This window comes from Dethiosulfatibacter aminovorans DSM 17477, assembly GCF_900142005.1.
GTDB classification, from domain to species: Bacteria; Bacillota; Clostridia; order Tissierellales; family Dethiosulfatibacteraceae; genus Dethiosulfatibacter; species Dethiosulfatibacter aminovorans.
Window position 1 is genome coordinate 54,516 of sequence record NZ_FQZL01000016.1, and the last position, 17,745, is coordinate 72,260.

The 17,745-nt window shown below is 42.8% G+C and carries 15 protein-coding genes; 5 read left to right on the forward strand and 10 right to left on the reverse strand.

Annotation, left to right across the window (positions count from 1 at the left end):
• Nucleotides 1–5 precede the first annotated feature (5 nt).
• The 4 genes from BUB05_RS11185 (at nucleotide 6) to argB (ending at nucleotide 4,547) form a co-directional block, all read left to right on the forward strand.
• Nucleotides 6–1,115 (forward strand): KamA family radical SAM protein, encoded by a 1,110-nt coding sequence (locus BUB05_RS11185; RefSeq protein ID WP_073049729.1) that lies wholly within the window; start codon nucleotides 6–8, stop codon nucleotides 1,113–1,115.
• A 297-nt stretch (nucleotides 1,116–1,412) separates the two neighbouring features.
• Nucleotides 1,413–2,453 (forward strand): N-acetyl-gamma-glutamyl-phosphate reductase, encoded by a 1,041-nt coding sequence (gene argC, locus BUB05_RS11190; RefSeq protein WP_073049703.1) that lies wholly within the window; start codon nucleotides 1,413–1,415, stop codon nucleotides 2,451–2,453.
• Nucleotides 2,454–2,463: 10 nt separating this feature from the next.
• Nucleotides 2,464–3,684, forward strand: a complete 1,221-nt coding sequence (gene argJ, locus BUB05_RS11195; RefSeq protein WP_073049704.1) for a bifunctional ornithine acetyltransferase/N-acetylglutamate synthase — start codon at nucleotides 2,464–2,466, stop codon at nucleotides 3,682–3,684.
• Entirely contained in the window at nucleotides 3,684–4,547 is an 864-nt protein-coding gene (argB, locus tag BUB05_RS11200) for an acetylglutamate kinase (protein ID WP_073049705.1), read from the forward strand. Before argJ ends, argB begins: the two co-directional genes overlap by 1 nt.
• Nucleotides 4,548–4,657: 110 nt before the next feature.
• Here the strand turns inward: argB and BUB05_RS11205 are convergent, their stop codons facing one another.
• The 8 genes from BUB05_RS11205 to ord all read right to left on the reverse strand — a co-directional run bounded on the left by BUB05_RS11205 (nucleotide 4,658) and on the right by ord (nucleotide 13,576).
• A complete protein-coding gene (locus tag BUB05_RS11205) occupies nucleotides 4,658–5,569 on the reverse strand; it encodes a DMT family transporter (RefSeq protein ID WP_073049706.1) in 912 nt (303 codons plus the stop codon).
• A 137-nt stretch (nucleotides 5,570–5,706) separates the two neighbouring features.
• Nucleotides 5,707–6,768, reverse strand: a complete 1,062-nt coding sequence (orr, locus tag BUB05_RS11210) for an ornithine racemase Orr (RefSeq protein ID WP_073049707.1) — start codon at nucleotides 6,766–6,768, stop codon at nucleotides 5,707–5,709.
• A gap of 13 nt (nucleotides 6,769–6,781) precedes the next feature.
• The gene (locus BUB05_RS11215; protein ID WP_073049708.1) at nucleotides 6,782–8,188 is read right to left on the reverse strand and encodes a GlmL-related ornithine degradation protein; all 1,407 of its coding nucleotides are present in this window, start codon (nucleotides 8,186–8,188) and stop codon (nucleotides 6,782–6,784) included.
• Nucleotides 8,178–10,406, reverse strand: coding sequence for a D-ornithine 4,5-aminomutase subunit OraE (gene oraE, locus BUB05_RS11220; RefSeq protein WP_073049709.1), 2,229 nt, complete (start codon nucleotides 10,404–10,406; stop codon nucleotides 8,178–8,180). The genes BUB05_RS11215 and oraE overlap by 11 nt, the downstream gene beginning before the upstream one ends.
• Nucleotides 10,406–10,783, reverse strand: coding sequence for an ornithine aminomutase subunit alpha (locus BUB05_RS11225; RefSeq protein ID WP_073049710.1), 378 nt, complete (start codon nucleotides 10,781–10,783; stop codon nucleotides 10,406–10,408). The genes oraE and BUB05_RS11225 overlap by 1 nt, the downstream gene beginning before the upstream one ends.
• A 19-nt stretch (nucleotides 10,784–10,802) precedes the next feature.
• Complete coding sequence (gene ortB / locus BUB05_RS11230) at nucleotides 10,803–12,218, reverse strand: 2-amino-4-oxopentanoate thiolase subunit OrtB (protein ID WP_073049711.1); 1,416 nt, start codon at nucleotides 12,216–12,218, stop codon at nucleotides 10,803–10,805.
• Nucleotide 12,219: 1 nt separating this feature from the next.
• Nucleotides 12,220–12,522: a 2-amino-4-oxopentanoate thiolase subunit OrtA gene (ortA, locus tag BUB05_RS11235; protein WP_073049712.1), complete on the reverse strand. Its 303-nt coding sequence runs from the start codon at nucleotides 12,520–12,522 to the stop codon at nucleotides 12,220–12,222.
• Nucleotides 12,503–13,576, reverse strand: a complete 1,074-nt coding sequence (gene ord / locus BUB05_RS11240) for a 2,4-diaminopentanoate dehydrogenase (protein ID WP_073049713.1) — start codon at nucleotides 13,574–13,576, stop codon at nucleotides 12,503–12,505. The genes ortA and ord overlap by 20 nt, the downstream gene beginning before the upstream one ends.
• Nucleotides 13,577–13,834: 258 nt before the next feature.
• Here ord and BUB05_RS11245 point away from each other — a divergent pair, with 258 nt between their 5' ends.
• Nucleotides 13,835–14,182 carry a diacylglycerol kinase family protein gene (locus BUB05_RS11245; RefSeq protein WP_073049714.1) on the forward strand — a complete coding sequence of 116 codons (348 nt, stop codon included), beginning with the start codon at nucleotides 13,835–13,837 and terminating at the stop codon, nucleotides 14,180–14,182.
• Here the strand turns inward: BUB05_RS11245 and BUB05_RS11250 are convergent.
• Both BUB05_RS11250 and BUB05_RS11255 read right to left on the reverse strand, forming a co-directional pair.
• Nucleotides 14,163–15,557: a sigma-54 interaction domain-containing protein gene (locus tag BUB05_RS11250; RefSeq protein WP_094762874.1), complete on the reverse strand. Its 1,395-nt coding sequence runs from the start codon at nucleotides 15,555–15,557 to the stop codon at nucleotides 14,163–14,165. The two genes, BUB05_RS11245 and BUB05_RS11250, sit on opposite strands and share 20 nt — an antisense overlap.
• 407 nt (nucleotides 15,558–15,964) lie before the next feature.
• Nucleotides 15,965–17,539 carry a Na+/H+ antiporter NhaC family protein gene (locus tag BUB05_RS11255; RefSeq protein ID WP_094762875.1) on the reverse strand — a complete coding sequence of 525 codons (1,575 nt, stop codon included), beginning with the start codon at nucleotides 17,537–17,539 and terminating at the stop codon, nucleotides 15,965–15,967.
• Nucleotides 17,540–17,745: the final 206 nt, after the last annotated feature.

Below are 17,745 nucleotides of genomic sequence, written 5' to 3' on the forward strand. Positions count from 1 at the left end.
TAATGTTGTCTTGGAAGGATTTATTAAAAGATAACGTTGTTAGCATTGAGGACTTGGACGAGGTACTGAACATGTCACCCGAAGAGAAGGAAGATCTGGTAAAGGTTGCCGAAAGGCATCCCATGAGAATTCCAAAGTATTATTTTGACCTTATCGACTGGTCCGATGAAAACGACCCCATAAGGAAGCTTGCAGTACCAGCATCCATGGAACTTAATGCTTCAGGAGACTACGATACCAGCGGTGAGTCAACAAATACCAAGATGCCCGGATTGCAGCACAAGTACGGAGCTACTGCATTGGTTCTTTCAACCAATGTTTGTTTTATGTACTGCAGACACTGCTTCAGGAAGAGAATGGTAGGCTATTCCGCCGAAGAAATCAGCAACAGGATGGAAGAAGCTGTTGACTATATCAGCAGCCACAAGCAGGTAAACAATGTCCTGATAACAGGTGGAGATTCCTTTGCACTGTCAAACAACATGATAGAGGAATACCTGAAAAATCTTACTGAAATCGATCATCTTGATTTCATAAGATTCGGAACCAGGGTTCCTGTTGTCTTCCCTCAAAGGATCTACATGGATGACGAACTTCTCGGCATACTGAAAAAATACGGCCAAAAGAAGGAAATCATCGTTATAAGCCAGTTCAACCATCCCAATGAATTGACAGAAGAAGCAAGAAAGGGAATAAAAGCATTAAAAGACATAGGAGTTACAGTAAGGAACCAGGCTGTACTTCTTAAAGGAATAAACGATAATGCAGATACCTTGTCCACCCTCCTCAACAATCTAACGGCTATAGGAGTACATCCATATTATGTATTCCAATGCAGACCGGTAAAATTCGTAAAAGAACATTTCCAGGTTCCTATTTCCGAAGGAATTGACATAATATCGGAAGCAAAGAAAAATCTCAACGGACTGGGCAAGGGCTTCAGATACGCCATGTCCCACCCGAGAGGCAAGATTGAAATCTTCGGCAAGGCCGAGGGCAAGATCATATTCAAGTTCCACCAGAACAAATATGAAGAAGATTCAGACAAACTGTTCATGAGAGACATCGACGAAGAAGCAAGATGGCTCGATGCAGACTTGAACCTTATTCGTTAGTCTACTCGATCATATCGGTTTGAACCTTGAAAAACAGGACAGGACAGGATTAGCATAATGTTAATCCTGTTTTTTTCATAATTTTCATCATACAGTTAAGATTCGGAAAGTTGTCAGGCTTAATTTAATTACGTATATATATAATTTATTTTTTTAACGAAGCTTTATGTTCAAAATACCTTATATTAAAAGTTGCTATATTAATTGGCCATTTACCCTTGACAGGGATACTCTATCGTGTATAATTATAGGAAATTCTTAAATATTATACTCAATTTTATAAATCAGGAGGCACCCATGATAAGAGCAGGAATAATAGGTTCCACTGGATATGCGGGACAGGATCTCGTAAGACTGCTGCACCACCATCCGGAAGTGGATATAAGCTTTGTATCCTCACAATCCTATTCAGATAAAGAATACAGCGAAGTCTTTGGAAACTTCTATGAAATCATGAATATAAAATGCATAAACACACCGGAAAATATTGAAGAGCTTGACATTGACGTACTATTCACGGCACTTCCCCACGGAATTACGTCGGGAATGATAAGCCGGAAGGCCCTTGACAAGTTCAAGATCATAGACCTTGGAGCGGACTTCAGGCTTAAGGATGTTGAAGTATATGAGAAGTGGTATACGGGCCACATGGCAAAGGAACTTTTGAAGGATGCTGTATACGGACTTTGCGAGCTGAACAGGGACAGCATAAAGGATACTTCTCTCCTGGCTAATCCCGGATGCTATACAACTTGCAGCATACTTGCAATGACTCCTCTTCTGAAGGAGGGTCTCATAGACAAGAACTCCATAATACTGGATGCGAAATCAGGTGTTACAGGAGCAGGAAGAGGATTGAATCTCGCAACACACTATACCGAATGCAACGAGTCAATAAAGGCATACAAGGTTGCCGCACACAGGCATACCCCGGAAATAGAGGAGCAGCTCTCATACGCTGCAGGAGAGGATATCCTTGTGAACTTCACACCTCACCTGGTTCCCATGAACAGGGGTATACTTGTCACAGCCTATGCCAACCTTACTGACGGCGTAGAGTATGAAGAAGTCAAGGAAGCCTATGAAAACCATTACGGCAGCGAACAATTCATCAGACTCCTCCCCGAGGGAATACAGGCCGAAACAAAATGGGTAAAGGGATCGAATTTTACGGATATAGGCTTTACAATTGATGAAAGAACCAATAGAATTATAGTAACGGCAGCCATAGACAACCTGATAAAGGGAGCTGCAGGCCAGGCCGTGCAAAATATGAATATAATGTTTGGACTAAGGGAAAACATGGGACTTGAATACCTGTCACCATTCCCCATTTAGGAGGTAAGTCATGAGAATAAACCACGACGGAGTTACAAAACCAAAAGGATTTTTAGCCTGCGGAAGATATACGGGACTTAAGAACAAAAGAAGGGACCTTGCCATAGTATTTTCTGAAGTACCTGCCAACTTTGCAGGAGTTTTCACCACAAACAAGGTAAAAGCAGCGCCGGTTCTTAGAAACCTTGAAATAAGGGAAAAGGGCGGAAAGGTGCAGGCAGTCGTAGTAAACAGCGGAAATGCAAATGCTTGCACCGGAGAACAGGGACTCATAGACAACCAGACAATGGCCCAGACAGTTGCGGACACATTCAACATCGATGTTGACACCGTAGTAACGGCTTCAACAGGAGTCATAGGAGTGCCCCTGCCAATAGACAAGATAGTGGAGGGAATAGAGAAATCTTCCACCTTCCTTACAGGAGACAGACAGGGCGCCATCGATGCTGCATCTGCCATAATGACTACGGACACCGTGCCGAAGGAAGTATCGGCTCACTTCATGATTGGAGACAAGGAAATAAACATAGGAGCCATGGCAAAGGGATCGGGAATGATCCATCCCAACATGGCAACAATGCTTGCCTTCGTCACCACGGACCTTGCCATAAGCACCGAACTGCTTCAGAAGGCAATGTCAGAAAGCACCCTTGATTCATACAACATGATATCAGTAGACGGAGACACAAGCACCAACGACATGGTATCAATAATGGCAAACGGAATGGCCGGAAACGAAGAGATAACGGAAGAAAATGAAGATTACGAAAAATTCAAGGAAGTACTTCATGTAATAAACATGGAGCTTGCAAAAATGATAGTGAAGGACGGAGAAGGAGCTACAAAGCTTCTGGAAGTCAAGATAAGCGGTGCAAAGACCAAGGATGATGCAAGGAAGATGTGCAAGTCCATAATCAACTCAAGCCTTGTAAAGACAGCCTTCTTCGGAGAAGATGCAAACTGGGGAAGAATCCTCTGCTCAATGGGCTATTCCGGAGCGGATCTTGACCCGTCAGGAGTATCCCTGGAATTCAAGAGCAGGTTCGGAAGCATAAGGGTGCTTGAAGACGGTGTGCCTCTCGACTTCAATGAAGAAATAGCATCGGAGGTCCTTAAGGGTTCTGCTATTGAAGTCCTCATCACCATGAAGGACGGAGATGCGTCCAGCATAGGATGGGGATGCGACATGTCCTATGAATATGTAAGAATAAACGGAGACTATAGATCATAATGGAAAATCTCAAGATAAAATCACAGATACTTGTAGAATCACTGCCCTATATTCAGAAGTTCCACGGCAAGACGGTGGTTATCAAGTTCGGCGGGTCCACAATGAAGGACAAGGAATCCGAGGATTCCGTAATCAAGGACATAGTCCTCATGAAGCTTGTGGGAATGAGGCCTGTAATAGTCCACGGCGGCGGGAAGGACATAAACAACATGCTTGAACGGCTGAACATAGAACCAAAATTTGTCGAGGGCCTCAGGGTGACGGACAAGGAGACAATAGAAGTCGTAGAAATGGTCCTTGCAGGAAAGATAAACAAGAACCTTGTAAACAAGATACAGCTTGAAAATGCAGAATCTGTCGGAATATCAGGCAAAGACTGCAGGACACTCATGTGCAAGAAGAACTATGCAAACGGGAAGGACATTGGCTATGTTGGAATGATAGAAAAGGTGAACAACCATCTCCTCCGCTCACTCATAGACAACGACATCATCCCCGTGGTTGCCCCAATAGGTACTGACATCGAAGGAAACACCTACAACATAAATGCAGATACTGCAGCATCTGCAATCGCGGCATCGCTGAAGGCGGAAAAGCTCATCTATCTGACAGATGTAGACGGCATATACAGAAACTTCCCCGACAAGGATTCCCTCATAAGCAAGCTGACTCTCGAATCAGCAAAGGCACTACTTGATGAAGGAACCCTCACAGGTGGAATGATTCCGAAGATCCAGAACTGCATTGAATCCCTGGAAAACGGAATAGACAATATACACATGATAAACGGAAACATAGAACACAGCCTCCTCTTTGAGATATTCACTGACAAGGGGATAGGGACGATGTTTACTCAGAAATAGATAAAACAAATGAAAATACAAAATCCTGCGGAGACGATTGTCGTCGCAGGATTTTTATGTTATTCATACAATAATATCTATTTTCTACACCGCTATTACTATTAATCCGTCTAGATTTCAGTCACATTATCCCTTTCACCCTTTGGTCGATACTGGCTAAGGAGTATTGCAGAGAAAATCACCAGAACTCCAAAGTACTGCCAAGGACTCAGTCTCTCTCCCAGCATTACGAAAGCTCCTATTAACGCCGCAACTGGATTAAGGTTGTTGTATAATGACAGCCTTGTGCTTCCTATCTTTCCAGCTCCCCACATCCATATGGCATTTGCTATTCCCATGCCTACGACTCCTGCGAATACCATGCCCATCCATCCTTCCATAGGGATGGTCCCGTAGTCAAAGCTTGCGAGGTCCCTGAAGGAAAGGACCAGAAACACTATTGCCGATGGTATTGTTGCAACTGTTGTCATAACGACCGGATTGTGATACCGTACCTTCTTCTTTGACTCAACGGTAAAGATGCCGTAGGATATCTGTGCCATCAGCACTAGGGCTGCACCGATAAAGGATATGCTTCCACCGGTACTTTTGCCTGACATTACTATAATTACAACTCCCACAATAGACATTATGACACTGACAACGGTCTTTCCCCGTACCTTCTCATCACCAGTGACAAGGTTTATCACCAGCACCGTAACGGGAAGCATTCCAAAGATTATCCCTGTTATGGATGCAGTAACCATGCTTATACCTATGGAGTAGCATACCTGGAAAATGACGAAAATGAACATTAGAAGCTTGGTATCCATGGCCACCTTCCACAGGTTCTCCTGCCTCAGTCTATTTGTCGTCCTCAAGAATAACAAGAAGAAAACAAATGCCATCATGAGCCTTATGAAATTCATCATAGGCGGGTTCACATATTTGTATGCAATTTTCATGAATGAGGGGTTGAGCCCCCATGCTATGGGTGCCAGAACAATTATATATTTGGCATATGCATCTCTAATATTGATCATAAATTCTCCAATAATTCATTAATTCTTGATTGAATCTTTAAAACAAAGACAAAGCGACTATGTATCATAGTCGCCTAACGTCATTGATATCTAAATATAATATTTGAAATGCCCGGTAAAGTCAATGCAAATATCTGTTATACGTATACCTTCTCCACATACTCAGATGTGAATGCCTTAAGAAGACTTCCATAGGTAAGCTTGAACTTCACTGTGTCCCCAAGCCTGTAACTATCTCCTGCTGCAGACATGTCAAGGATAAGGTGGTCAGAACTTGCTCCTATGACGTCTATCCTTGCATCAACGGATATCAGTCCCTCGGGATCAATATCCTGTCTTCCTATTGCACATATTGCCCTTTTCATGATTCCCTTGTCCTCAAATTCAGGATGATTGCCGAATGCATCCATCCCAAGCTCTCCTATTGGCAGCGAGGGCTTTTCCTTCAGCTCAATTATCTGAGCCTCAAGGACGAAGGTGTCGTCATGGGTATCGGGGATTCTGTTTCCATAGGTTGTTTCTCTTCCAAGAACAAAGGCTTCGCCGATTCTCAGCATGTTGACGTCCTCGGGCATCCTGTTTTCATCGATGAGGTACAGGGAGCTTGAGTTGCCTCCGGACACAAGGTCTATTGTTACATGGTATTCCTTTTCAATTGCTTTCTTGAGATTTATCAGCTTGTTAAGGTTCTTTTCAGTCGGCAAAACCCCTCCGTAACAGGTAAGGTTTGTGCCTATTCCCTTAAGCTGGATGTTTTTAAGTTCAAGAATCTTTCCTGCAGTCTTTACAAGTTCGTTCTCGTCAAAAATGCCTTCCCTCAAGTCTCCAAGGTCAGCCATGAGAATAATCTTGTGTACCTTACCCTGTTCTCCTGCAACCTTGTCAATTGCCTTGATTGTTTCATATTCCGAGTTCAAGGATACGTCGCAGTATCTTACAACATCCTCAACTTCCGACATCATGGGAAGTCTCAGCATGTACTTCTGGATCTCAATCCCTTCAAACTTCTTCAGGTTTTGTATTCTCGAATCCGCAAGATAGGTGACTCCGCCGTTTATCATTGCATCGGTGATCTTGCTGTCTGCACAGAAGACCTTGGTCACTCCCGCCACCCAGATGTTTCTTGCCGAACACTTGCTTGATATTACATCAACATTTTCTTCAATTTTCTTTAAATCTATCAGTATTCTTGGATACATATTAACTGCTCTCCTATGCTTCCTTTGCCACCTTGTTGCTCAACAGACAGCTTGATTCCAGCTGAAGGGAATTCTCCATCAAGCCAAAGGCAGCTTCAGGGTATTCTTTTGACATTACACCAAGGGACGCCATGATGTAGTCGTTGTCTATAAGGATTCTTGCATCCTCATTTGGATACATCTCGTTTCCCTTGCCGCTTGCCAAAGCGTTTTGTATAATTTTAACCCTATTTGGCAGTCTTGTCAAAGCCCCTCCGGTACAAATTATATATTGAATGCTTGTCAGGTCCTTTCCTTCGGCAACCTTCTTTCTTCCTGCCGATGAATAAAGGTCCCTGAACTGACCGGCATGCCTTAAAAGTGAAGTGCATACCGCCTTTTCCGTCAGTACTTCCACGAATTCCTTCTGTCGGTCGTCTTTTGGTATAGGCATATGCCTGTCTATGAGCATTTCGACTTCGCCTGTTGTCGTTTTCATTTTCTTTGCAATATTTTCAACACCTTCGAGCTCTACAATGTTTTTCATGTTTACATATACTCCAAGGTCGCCTTCAACAGTCCTCTTGGCCTTTGGTTCCGGACTTATAAGTATCCTGCTTATTTCCTCGGAACCTTCAGTGACGGAGTGCACGTCTGTTGTTGCACCTCCCACATCAAAGGTCACAAGGTCTCCTATCTTTTCATACAACAGCTGTGATGCAAGCATTACTGCTCCGGGAGTGGGCACTATGGACCCGTTTACAAGATCCCTTACCTTCTCCATTCCTGCAGCATGGATTATGTGTTTTTCAAACACATCCTGTATTACCTCCCTGGTAGGGGCAATATTAAGCTGATCTATCTTCGGATAGACATTGTCCACTATGAATACTTCCATGCCCGCTTCTTCGAATATCTCTCTTATTTCATCCTGGTTCTCGATGTTTCCTGCATATATGACTGGAACGTCCAAACCAAGGTCTGCGATTATTTCCGCATTATAAATGGCAGTATCCCTCTCGCCGTAGTCAACGCCTCCGGCTAGAAGGATTATGTTTGGGTTTATTTCCTTTATTTTCTTGATTTCCGTCCTTCTCAGCCTGCCGGAGGTCACCATGTGAATATTGGCTCCTGCTCCAAGGGCGGCTTCCTTTGCTGCCTTTACAGTCATGTCGTAGACAAGTCCGTGGACAGTCATTTTAAGACCTCCTGCAGCGGAGCTTGTGGCCAGGAACCTGTCATAGCTCAGGTCCTTTACTCCAAGGCTTTCCTTCATGCTTTCAAGGGCTTGTGTTAGACCAATGTTCACATCACCTTCGTAAACACTTGTAGGAGCCTGTCCCTGCCCGACAAAAATCGGGCAGGGACCTCCTATATTATTGAATCCATTTATTACAGTAGTAGTACTTCCTATTTCAGCAACTAATACATCAATTTTCATTTTGCATTTCCTTCCTTTTCTTAACAAGGAATGTTGCAACATGAGCTCCTTTCGTTCCTCTTCCAAATCCTGCATCAACACCGTTCTTAACAGCGATTTCAGGCGTTACCTGTGTTCCTCCACAAGCAATCATGATTTTGTCTCTAATTCCCTTTTCTACACAAAGATCATGTATTCTCTTCATGTTCTTGTAGTGGATATCGTCGTGACTGATGATTGTTGAAGCAAGTATTGCATCTGCATTAAGCTCTATTGCGGCATCCACAAGCTTCTCAACAGGTACTGATGTTCCAAGGTACTCAACATCTATACCAAATTTCTCTATTCCACCGTGCTTGATATCTATTACTTCCCTGAGACCAACGGAGTGCTCATCCTGTCCGATTGTACCTGCTACAACCTTAAGTGGCGCCTTCTCAACTTCGTCCCACAGCTCTTCAAATCCCATTACTTCATGTTCTTCAGGTATGTCAAGATTGTCGATATCTACATCGATATCTATCTTGCCCTTAAGCTGAACCCTGATTCCCTCTGTAGGATGAAGAACCTCAGCATGGATAACCTCAGGCTCTACCATGTTCATCTTCTTAGCAATTTCTATTGCAGCAAACTCTGCAACTCTCTTTGTTGTCGGAAGAACAAGCTCAAGAACTACTGTTCCGTCAGCAAGCCATTCCATTTCAGGCTTGATCATGTTTGAGTTTCTGTATTTTTCGTTTTCATCCATTCTCAGGTATACATTGTCGTTCTCGTCAAGCTCGTCGATGAAGATTATCTTCTCAGGTTTTTCAAATGTACATCCGTCGATAAGGGCTGCTGGGTCCTCAGGACTTCCACCGTACTGCTCTACGTTGTTGTTTCCAAAGTGGGCAGTAACAGGTGCCATATAGTCTGCATCTCTTTCGAATACAGTACCTACTCCAAGACCGCCTTCTATCTTTCTTCCTATTCCGTCACCGTTTCTTTCAGGATACATTCCGGAGTCAATGAAGAATCCTTTTTCAACCGCTTCATAGTATCCGCCGACTTCAAGAAGCTCTTCGAAATAAAGAACCGCTCTTTCCTTAAGCTCTCTAACCTTTTCAGGAAGGAATCCTTCAGTCTTGAGCTCTACCATTTCCATTAATCCGTCAAGTCCTACAAGAGTCTGCTTGGCATTGTCGCAGGCCTCTATGTTGTATATGTGCCAAGGCACGTTTCTTCCTTCGTCAGGAGTGATTGTAGACTGAATGTCTGCTCTTGTAAGCTTTGATATCATCATATTGAGAACGTGTGATACAGATGCCTCCCTTGATGATGAAGTTATGTACTTGGTATTCTGCTGAGCTCTCATCTTGTATTCGCTGAAAAGTTCTCTAAGAGCCACTGCATATGGCAGGTCGTACTTTGTACAAGGAATAGGCGCTGATGTAGGAGGAACTGTTGACAGACAGATGTTCTCCTTCTTCATTCCAACCTTGTATGAGAAGATTGAGTTGATAGCGTGCTGAACCATAAGCTCAGGCATAACCTTCCATGCATCCCTTGCAGTTGCATTGGCATTGTGAGCACCATCTATCTGAGCGATGTCAGCCCATGTCATTACCTTCTTTGACTCTGCTGCATCCACAAAAGACCTTACCATGTTAATATTTCTGTAAAGAACGTTGTACTGGGGATCCTGGTGAGCTCCGTTTACGCCTTCCTCTGCAAACATTACTGCAATATCCGGACCAGCAACACCTGATACGTAAGAGTGGTAGTTTATCGGTCTTCCTACTTCATCTTCTATCATATCCAGAGCCTTTCTCTGAGCCCTTACCTGTTTTCTTGTTACAGGGATGCCGCCTATACCCTGTGGAGATCCTTCTATAAGACCGTCGTAGTGAGACTGTCCTGCAGTTCTGATAACCATGATATGGTCAGCTCCGTGCCATGCAGCCATTCTCATTCTTCTTATGTCGTCCTCGAATCTTCCTGAAGCTATCTCCGTAGTGATTACCTCCTGAGGCTGAGGATCAAGATTTTCAAAGTACTGAACAGCCGCAGGTATACCTATTGAATTCTTAAGAGGCTTTGAGCAGTCGGAATATATGTGTCCGCCCATTTCAAGGTTTTCAACCTTTTCTCTCCAAGTCCATCCTCGTCTTCTCGGTCTGTAGCTTTCAAGGTCGCTCAGGATTTCCCTAATGTCCATTTTTTCGTTTATATCTATACCTTTTTTCGTTACTTCACTCATTACTTCTGTCCTCCCTTGAATATTTCCACTGCATCATCCCAGTGCTTTCCATCTATCATTTCAAGTCCTGCCTGTCTTACAGAAATATTCTTTTCCTTTGCTATTCTGTATACTACATGGCCTGCGCCCTTGCCCATAAGTCCTCTTTCCATGACTCCGTTTACTATAGGCTGTGCTTCAATACTTGAAAATCCCATTCTCAAAAGAACAGATCTTTCAACTGATGGTGTAGTGTGTGTCTTTGCCATATCCAAAAGTGGAGCGACAGCCTCTTCTGCCAGCTGCCAGAACCTTTCCTTTAACTCCGCATCGCTTAAATCTGCAATATGAACTCTTCTAGTGGTAAAATCGTCTTCTCTCTTCAAATAACCTTTCATATGTTCTTATCCTTTCTTTTTATATTTCTTCAAGTATTTTCGAAATGTAAACCTTGGTTGATTTTGTATCTTCTGCAAGGAATTCCATATCTTCTTCAGTAGGATTCTTCACCCCTGTATTTTCAATACAGTTCTTGACGTATGATCTCTTCATCTTGAGTATGTCAAGATCCACCGCTTTTATAAGTCCGGGGTTGTCAGGAAGTATTATGTTTACTCCGTTTTCCGAATCAGCAGGATTTCCTCTGAATATCTCTATTCCGTTTTCCTTTGCAAATGTAAGCTGCGGCAGTATGTGTTTTCCTGCTCCGGTGTATTCTGTTTCCTGAACTAGAATTATCTGGTCCTGGTCCATCTCCTGAGCCAGTGAGAATGCAGCCGTAAGTGAAGTGTTTCCGGCAGGTCCTCTTTCAAGTCCTTCAAGCTGGGCGAGCATTTCAGTTGTATAGAAAACCTCTCCCTGCTTCACCGTTACATATCTGTCCATATATCTCAAAGGTCTTCCTGCAGACCTTGGTACGTCCGATCTGTCAGGCCATGTTGCAAATGGAATTCCAAATCCCGTATGTCCCGTAGTGAATGACTTCTTGTTGAACTGCTTATCGCTTGCCATGTGAAGACCCTTAAGATCCACACTCGCTCCTATTATCTCAACATCGGTAGCTCCGTACTTTATAAGTCCCCTTGCAGTTCCAGTAAGGTTTCCTCCTCCTGCGTTTGTAGCAACTACTGCATCCGGAAGTCTTCCTTCTCTTTCCATCATCTGCTCTGCTATTTCATATCCAAGAGTCTCAACGCCTGCTATTCCGAATGGAGTGTAGAGTGATGCATTGAAGTATCCTGTTTCTTCAAGAAGCTTGAGGAAGTGGTAGAAAAGCTCCGGTCCTACTGAAAGCTGTACAACTTCAGCTCCGTAGGCTTCGCATTTTCTTGCCTTCTCGATTATTTCAGGTTGTCCCTTTCCCTGTGAGTCATAGCATTCCTGAACTATTATACACTTAAGTCCTCTCATACATGCCTGGGATGCAACTGCAGCTCCATAGTTTCCGCTTGTTGCAGCTATAACACCCTTGTATCCAAGTTTCTTTGCGTTGTACACGCTTATTGCCGCTCTTCTTGCCTTAAAGCTTCCTGATGGGTTGGATGCCTCATCCTTCAGGAATATTCTTGCCCCTTTGCCCTCAGGTGCATATTTTCTTGCCAGTGCCGTAAAATTTTTCAGTTCCAGTATTGGAGTGTTGCCAACACCCGTCTCTCTCTGGATTTCTCTCATCTCTTCCAGGGTATACCCTGTTTCTTTCATCATTCTTTCGAAATCGAATGCTATGCTTCCCGATTCGAATTCAGCATAGTCTATGCCTACTGACGCCTTCATTATTTCTGATTTTCTTGCCATTACAGCTTCATAACTCATGTCCATATCAGTTGTTTTCATTCTACTCACCTTCCTCTAGAAGCTCTCTTGTCTGTCTTCCGATATATAAAAGTTCAGGTATGCATTTTCCATAGTTATGGTCATAAGCAGGGTTGATTTCAATGAGTTCACCCTCGATTCTTCTGCCTATATATGTTTCAACTGTTACCCTGTCTCCTATTTCAGCTTCATCATCAACCAAGAAACCCTTGTTCCACATTTCAAGAGGAACGCTCTTGGTGTCATCGGGCACCTGAGGTGCCCTTTCATCTGCTGTAAGAACTACATCGTAGATTCTTACCCAATTACCTTTGAATGCTTTCATATTTTCTTTCCCCTTTGATATAGTCTCTGAAGTCTCCCATTATGGCTCTAGGTACCGGAAGATCTATCATAGTCTTAAGTCCTGCATCTGCATTTATTACAAGAGGAATCATGTTTACACACATTGCTATTGTTCCAAGTCCGCCTTCAACCTCAGGTGTGATTGACATGTTCACTTCCGGTGTTCCCTTTATAGTGATGTAGTCTCCAGTGTTTACTCCAACCTGCTCAGGCTCGATCTGCTGTGGGTGGATCATGTCGATTTTAACTTCTCCGTCAACGTATCCCTGTCCTGTCATGTTTACTCCTGCTACGTCTCCAGCTGCTGCGAATCCGTATGGCGACTTTCTGTCGACATCAGTTACGATTGCCTTCATCTGCTGCTCGAACTTGTCAACCTTCCATCCCATTGCATCTGCTATCATGCCTACAGACTCTGCAAATCCAACGTGTCCCGCCATTGTTCCTTCTTCAACTCTCTTGTTGAACTCGTCAAGTGGCATTCCAACTCCCTGCTCTTCCATAACTGCAGGTCCGAATGGAGAAAGACTGTTTACCCTCTTTGCTTCCAGAGACTCTACATTTGTCATGCATCCTGTAAGACATACAACCAAAAGATCCATGATAAGTCCAGGGTTGATTCCTGTTCCAAGTACAGACACTCCGTTTTCAAGAGCAATCCTGTCAATCTCTTTCGCAAGCTCAGGCTCTTGTGCCTGTGGGTAAGCCATTTCTTCCGCTGTAGATATAACATTGATTTTTTGCTCAAGTACATATTTAATCTTAGGGAACGCTTTCTTAGTAAAAGAATCTGTAGCTATAAGACAAAGATCACAGCTTCCTTCATATACTACGTCTTCGATCTTGTCCCTGATTATTGCATCAGGTCTTCCAGCCTGCTCAATTTCAAGTACGTCGTACATGTTCTTGCCTACTCTGTCAGGATGCATATCGCAAACGCCTACAACTTCTACACCTTTCTTGGTAGCAAGCATTCTTGCCATTCCGCTTCCCATTGCTCCAAATCCCCAAATTGCTATTTTCACGTTTTCCATTTGTGTTCCTCCCAGAATACAATTTTATTTTTTTAGTTGCCAATATACAATGCACAAAGCGTGCCAACTTTTTGAAATCTGCACAATTTTTATGGACCCGCTATTTTCAACAGCTAGGGCCTGCAAGTTTTTTTCACTTTCCTGCAAACAAAATAAAAGCAAAATATTTTGCTTTAAATTGCGCAAAATATTTTGCTTTTTGACTTTTTTCGCTGTAGGGATTATGATTGTTTTGTAGCCAAAAACAAGGAAGGTATCATGAGAAGACTAATAAACTCCTTCAGGTTCGCCTGCAATGGAATAAGATATGCCATACATACACAACAGAACTTCAGGATCCAGCTGTTCTTTCTTGCAGCAGCAGTTTCTTTGGGGATTTGCTTCCAAATATCAGAGATTGAATGGATTGCACTCATACTGACATCTTCTCTGGTTCTCATACTCGAGATAGTAAACACGTCCATAGAAAGACTGGTAGATTTCATGACCAGCGAATATCATCCCAAAGCGGAACAGGTGAAGGACACTGCTGCCGGAGCCGTTCTAATAGCTTCAATCATGTCCGTCATAATAGGCCTCATCATTTTCATACCTTATATTTTTTAAGCTTGTATTGAAGCCCCTGCCTCTTGATTCCAAGAATCTCAGAGGTTTTTGTTATATTGCCTCCATTTTCATCAAGAAGGCTGGTTATTATATCCTTTTCCACCTCGGAAAGGACCTCCTCAAGGGTCTTTCTTCCTTCATTCAAAGACCTTATGCTTGATTTGATATAATTTTCCTCCATCTCCTCGATTTCAATATTGAACTTGCTCTTTATGTAATAAGGAAGATGGATCAGCCTTATTTCTTCGCCGCTGCTTATCATGCTTGCAGCCCCCTCTATTATATGCTTCAATTCCCTTACATTGCCGGGCCAGTCATATTTTTTGAAAAACTTGAGAACATCATCTGAAATGCCTGCAATCTTCTTGTGGAGGGCATTTTCATAATATTCCACATAGAAATCGGCTATGAGAGGTATATCTGCCTTTCTTTCCTGAAGGTTTGGAACCCTTATATTCACTACACTGAGCCTGTAGAAAAGGTCTTCCCTGAACTTTCCCTCTTTTACAAGCTCAAGGGGATCCTTGTTTGTAACGGCTATTATCCTCACATCCACATGCTGCTCGCTGTTTGAACCTATGGGCCTGAAGGAGCCTGTCTCCAGCACACGCAATATCTTTGCCTGGAGGGAAAGCGGCATGGAATTTATCTCGTCAAGCATTAGAGTTCCTCCATCTGCCTGTTTGAAGAGACCTTCCTTGTTTTCTGCTCCTGTGAAACTTCCCCTTGTCGTTCCGAAAAGGATGCTTTCAAGCAGGTTTTCAGGTATCGCTGCACAGTTCTCCGCTATAAAGGGCTTGTCCCTTCTGAGGCTTGCATTGTGGATGCTCTGGGCAAACATCTCCTTTCCAGTTCCCGACTCTCCAATTATGAGAACATTGGAGGAAGACTTTGCAATCTGCTTGCATTTTTTCATTATATTCTGCATGGCGCTTGACTTTCCAATTATATCGTCAAAAGAAAAGGTACCCGACTTCTTGTCTTCAATCTCGGAATAAAGGTCTATCATCCTGTCGGACATGTTCCTCATGAAAGTTATATCCTTTGAAATTTCAACACTCCCAACGATTTCACCGTTTTCGAATATTGGATATGTTGAGTTAACGGCAGCGATCTTCTTTCCCTGCTTGGATATGTATTCCTGATACTTGGACTCTATGGCCTTTCCGCTTCTAAGGACCTCCATATGGGTACTCTCGTACCCAAGGGCAGGAAGAATCTTTAGAAGATTCTCCTCCAGCACATCCTCCGCAGTCATCCCTTCTATTGACGCCATGGCCTCATTGTAGATCAAGGTCTTCCCCTGGTCATCCACAACATGGACACCTTCCTCCAACCTCGAAAGTATCTCTTCATATATCTTCAACCTGTTCAATAAAAAACCACCTTTCCGGTATATTTATTCCCCAAAATTCTAATTATGCATAATTGTTTCCATCTTCTTTCATCATTATATCATTCCTGCGCACCTTAAGCAAAATATTTTGCGCAAAATATTTTCACTAAACCAGTACCTTGCAAATATAAAAACCATAACCGCCACAAAGAGAAATCAGAATAATTCCGAGGTCGTGAATTCGAGGCTCGATAATCATCCTTATCAATCCAAGATTGTCGTGTCGAGTGAGCAGGTAGGGATTATTATGAATTCTCTAACCCGTGCATAATTAGAACTCCACACACCCAAAAACCGGCTCCAAAGAGCCGGCCAAAAGAAGACAAAATCATATTTTTTATTTTTTAATCGTACTATACTTTGTAATACTTTTTATATCTTTCTTATTAGTTTGCCTTGGCCTTAACGCCGGCAACTTCATCAACATTCTTACCCACAACATACAATGCCACTGTCATCAATGCTATACCGACTGGTATCAATACCAATGGCGATATTCCTGCTACTCCGTAAATTATATACATCAGAAGAGCTGTAGCCGCTGTAAGAAGTGCATATGGTATCTGTGTAGATACGTGGTCTATATGGTCTGCACTGGCAAATATTGATGCAAGAACTGTTGTGTCAGATATTGGTGAACAATGGTCTCCAAATATTGCTCCTGAGAATACAACTCCCGCCATCATAACTGCAGTTTGATAGTCGCCAGTAACCTTGTAGGTTAGCGGTATTGCTATAGGAGTCAGTATTGTCATAGTTCCCCATGATGTTCCGGTAGCGAATGATATTCCCATACCAAAAAGGAATATTACTATTGGTATCATTGCAAAGCTCAAAGAATCTCCAAGAAGTGTGACTATGAATCCTGCAAGATCCATATCTCCTGTTATCGATCCAAGGGACCATGCAAGAGTAAGGATGATACAGGCAAGAAGCATGAGCTTCATACCGTCAATAAGGCTGTCCATAGTGTCCTTGACATTCATTGTTCTAGTTCCAAGAGCCATAACTATACCTGAAAGCGTCATGGCAAATGCACCCCACAGAAGTGCAGTAGCCGCATCAGCCGCTCCAAGTATTTCCATCAAACCCATTCCCTGGGTTTCGGGTGAAAGACCTGTATAGTAGAATCCAATAAGAGTCACTACTATAAGTGAGATAATAGGGATAAAGAAAGTGCTGATTTTTGGCACTGCGTCCTTAACAGGTTCTCCAAGCTCCGTACCTACATCCATCATTGGGCTCGCACCATCTCTGTTTATCTTTCCTTCTCTTACTGCTCTTGTCTCAGCCTTCAGCATAGGACCGAAATCTCTTCCTGTAAATGATACTATGCCGACGAAGATTACAGCAAAGATACAATATAGGTTTAAAGGTATACTGCTTACATACGCAGCAAACGGAGTTATCTGCTCAGTTGTGATTCCAGCAACTTCCATTCCTGAACCTATCATACCTATCTGGAATGCAATCCAGTCCGAAATAAAAAATGTTGCTACCGGCGCAGCAGTTGAATCCAGTATGTAGGAAAGCTTTTCTGAAGACAGCTTATGTTCTTCAGAAATATCCCTAAAAACATTTCCAACTATTGCTGCATTACAGTAGTCGTTAAAAAACACTATAATACCTAACAGCCATGCTCCAACAGACGCACCTTTTTTTGTTTTGATCTTTGTTCTGGCCCAGTCCGTCAAAGCCTTGCTTCCGTTCAATCTCCAAATGTATGCAATTCCAGCACCCATCAGAAGGTTGAATAGTAAAAGTCTTGCATTCCAATCATCTGTAACCTGTGCAACTATTGTCTCAAGAGAATACCCTGCTGCTGCCAGAGGATTTCCGCCTGAAATGATTATCGCACCTGTAAAAATACCTGCAAACAATGAAATAAGAACTCTTTTTGTCACGAAACATAAAATAATCGCTACCAGCGGTGGTAGAACCGCCAACCAACCATAATCCATAAATTGTCGCCCCTTTCTTGTCTTTCTTTTGTTTTTTGGTATATCATAGAATGAGTACTTAATAATTATACACCTACTGAATAAGAAAATCAAGATTCAACAAACAATCGGTTCTTTCGCCAATTACCTCTCTTTTCCTGATTGTTTTTGGTATATTAAAAAATACTACATATCTATCCTTTAAATTACTATATTATAAAGACCGG

Bases quoted from the DNA above. Each gene is read 5' to 3' on its own strand.
- argC (WP_073049703.1), top strand. From the start codon at position 1,413: ATGATAAGAGCAGGAATAATAGGTTCCACTGGATATGCGGGACAGGAT.
- argJ (WP_073049704.1), top strand. From the start codon at position 2,464: ATGAGAATAAACCACGACGGAGTTACAAAACCAAAAGGATTTTTAGCC.
- argB (WP_073049705.1), top strand. From the start codon at position 3,684: ATGGAAAATCTCAAGATAAAATCACAGATACTTGTAGAATCACTGCCC.
- BUB05_RS11205 (WP_073049706.1), bottom strand. From the start codon at position 5,569: ATGATCAATATTAGAGATGCATATGCCAAATATATAATTGTTCTGGCA.
- orr (WP_073049707.1), bottom strand. From the start codon at position 6,768: ATGTATCCAAGAATACTGATAGATTTAAAGAAAATTGAAGAAAATGTT.
- BUB05_RS11215 (WP_073049708.1), bottom strand. From the start codon at position 8,188: ATGAAAATTGATGTATTAGTTGCTGAAATAGGAAGTACTACTACTGTA.
- oraE (WP_073049709.1), bottom strand. From the start codon at position 10,406: ATGAGTGAAGTAACGAAAAAAGGTATAGATATAAACGAAAAAATGGAC.
- BUB05_RS11225 (WP_073049710.1), bottom strand. From the start codon at position 10,783: ATGAAAGGTTATTTGAAGAGAGAAGACGATTTTACCACTAGAAGAGTT.
- ortB (WP_073049711.1), bottom strand. From the start codon at position 12,218: ATGAAAACAACTGATATGGACATGAGTTATGAAGCTGTAATGGCAAGA.
- ortA (WP_073049712.1), bottom strand. From the start codon at position 12,522: ATGAAAGCATTCAAAGGTAATTGGGTAAGAATCTACGATGTAGTTCTT.
- ord (WP_073049713.1), bottom strand. From the start codon at position 13,576: ATGGAAAACGTGAAAATAGCAATTTGGGGATTTGGAGCAATGGGAAGC.
- BUB05_RS11245 (WP_073049714.1), top strand. From the start codon at position 13,835: ATGAGAAGACTAATAAACTCCTTCAGGTTCGCCTGCAATGGAATAAGA.
- BUB05_RS11255 (WP_094762875.1), bottom strand. From the start codon at position 17,539: ATGGATTATGGTTGGTTGGCGGTTCTACCACCGCTGGTAGCGATTATT.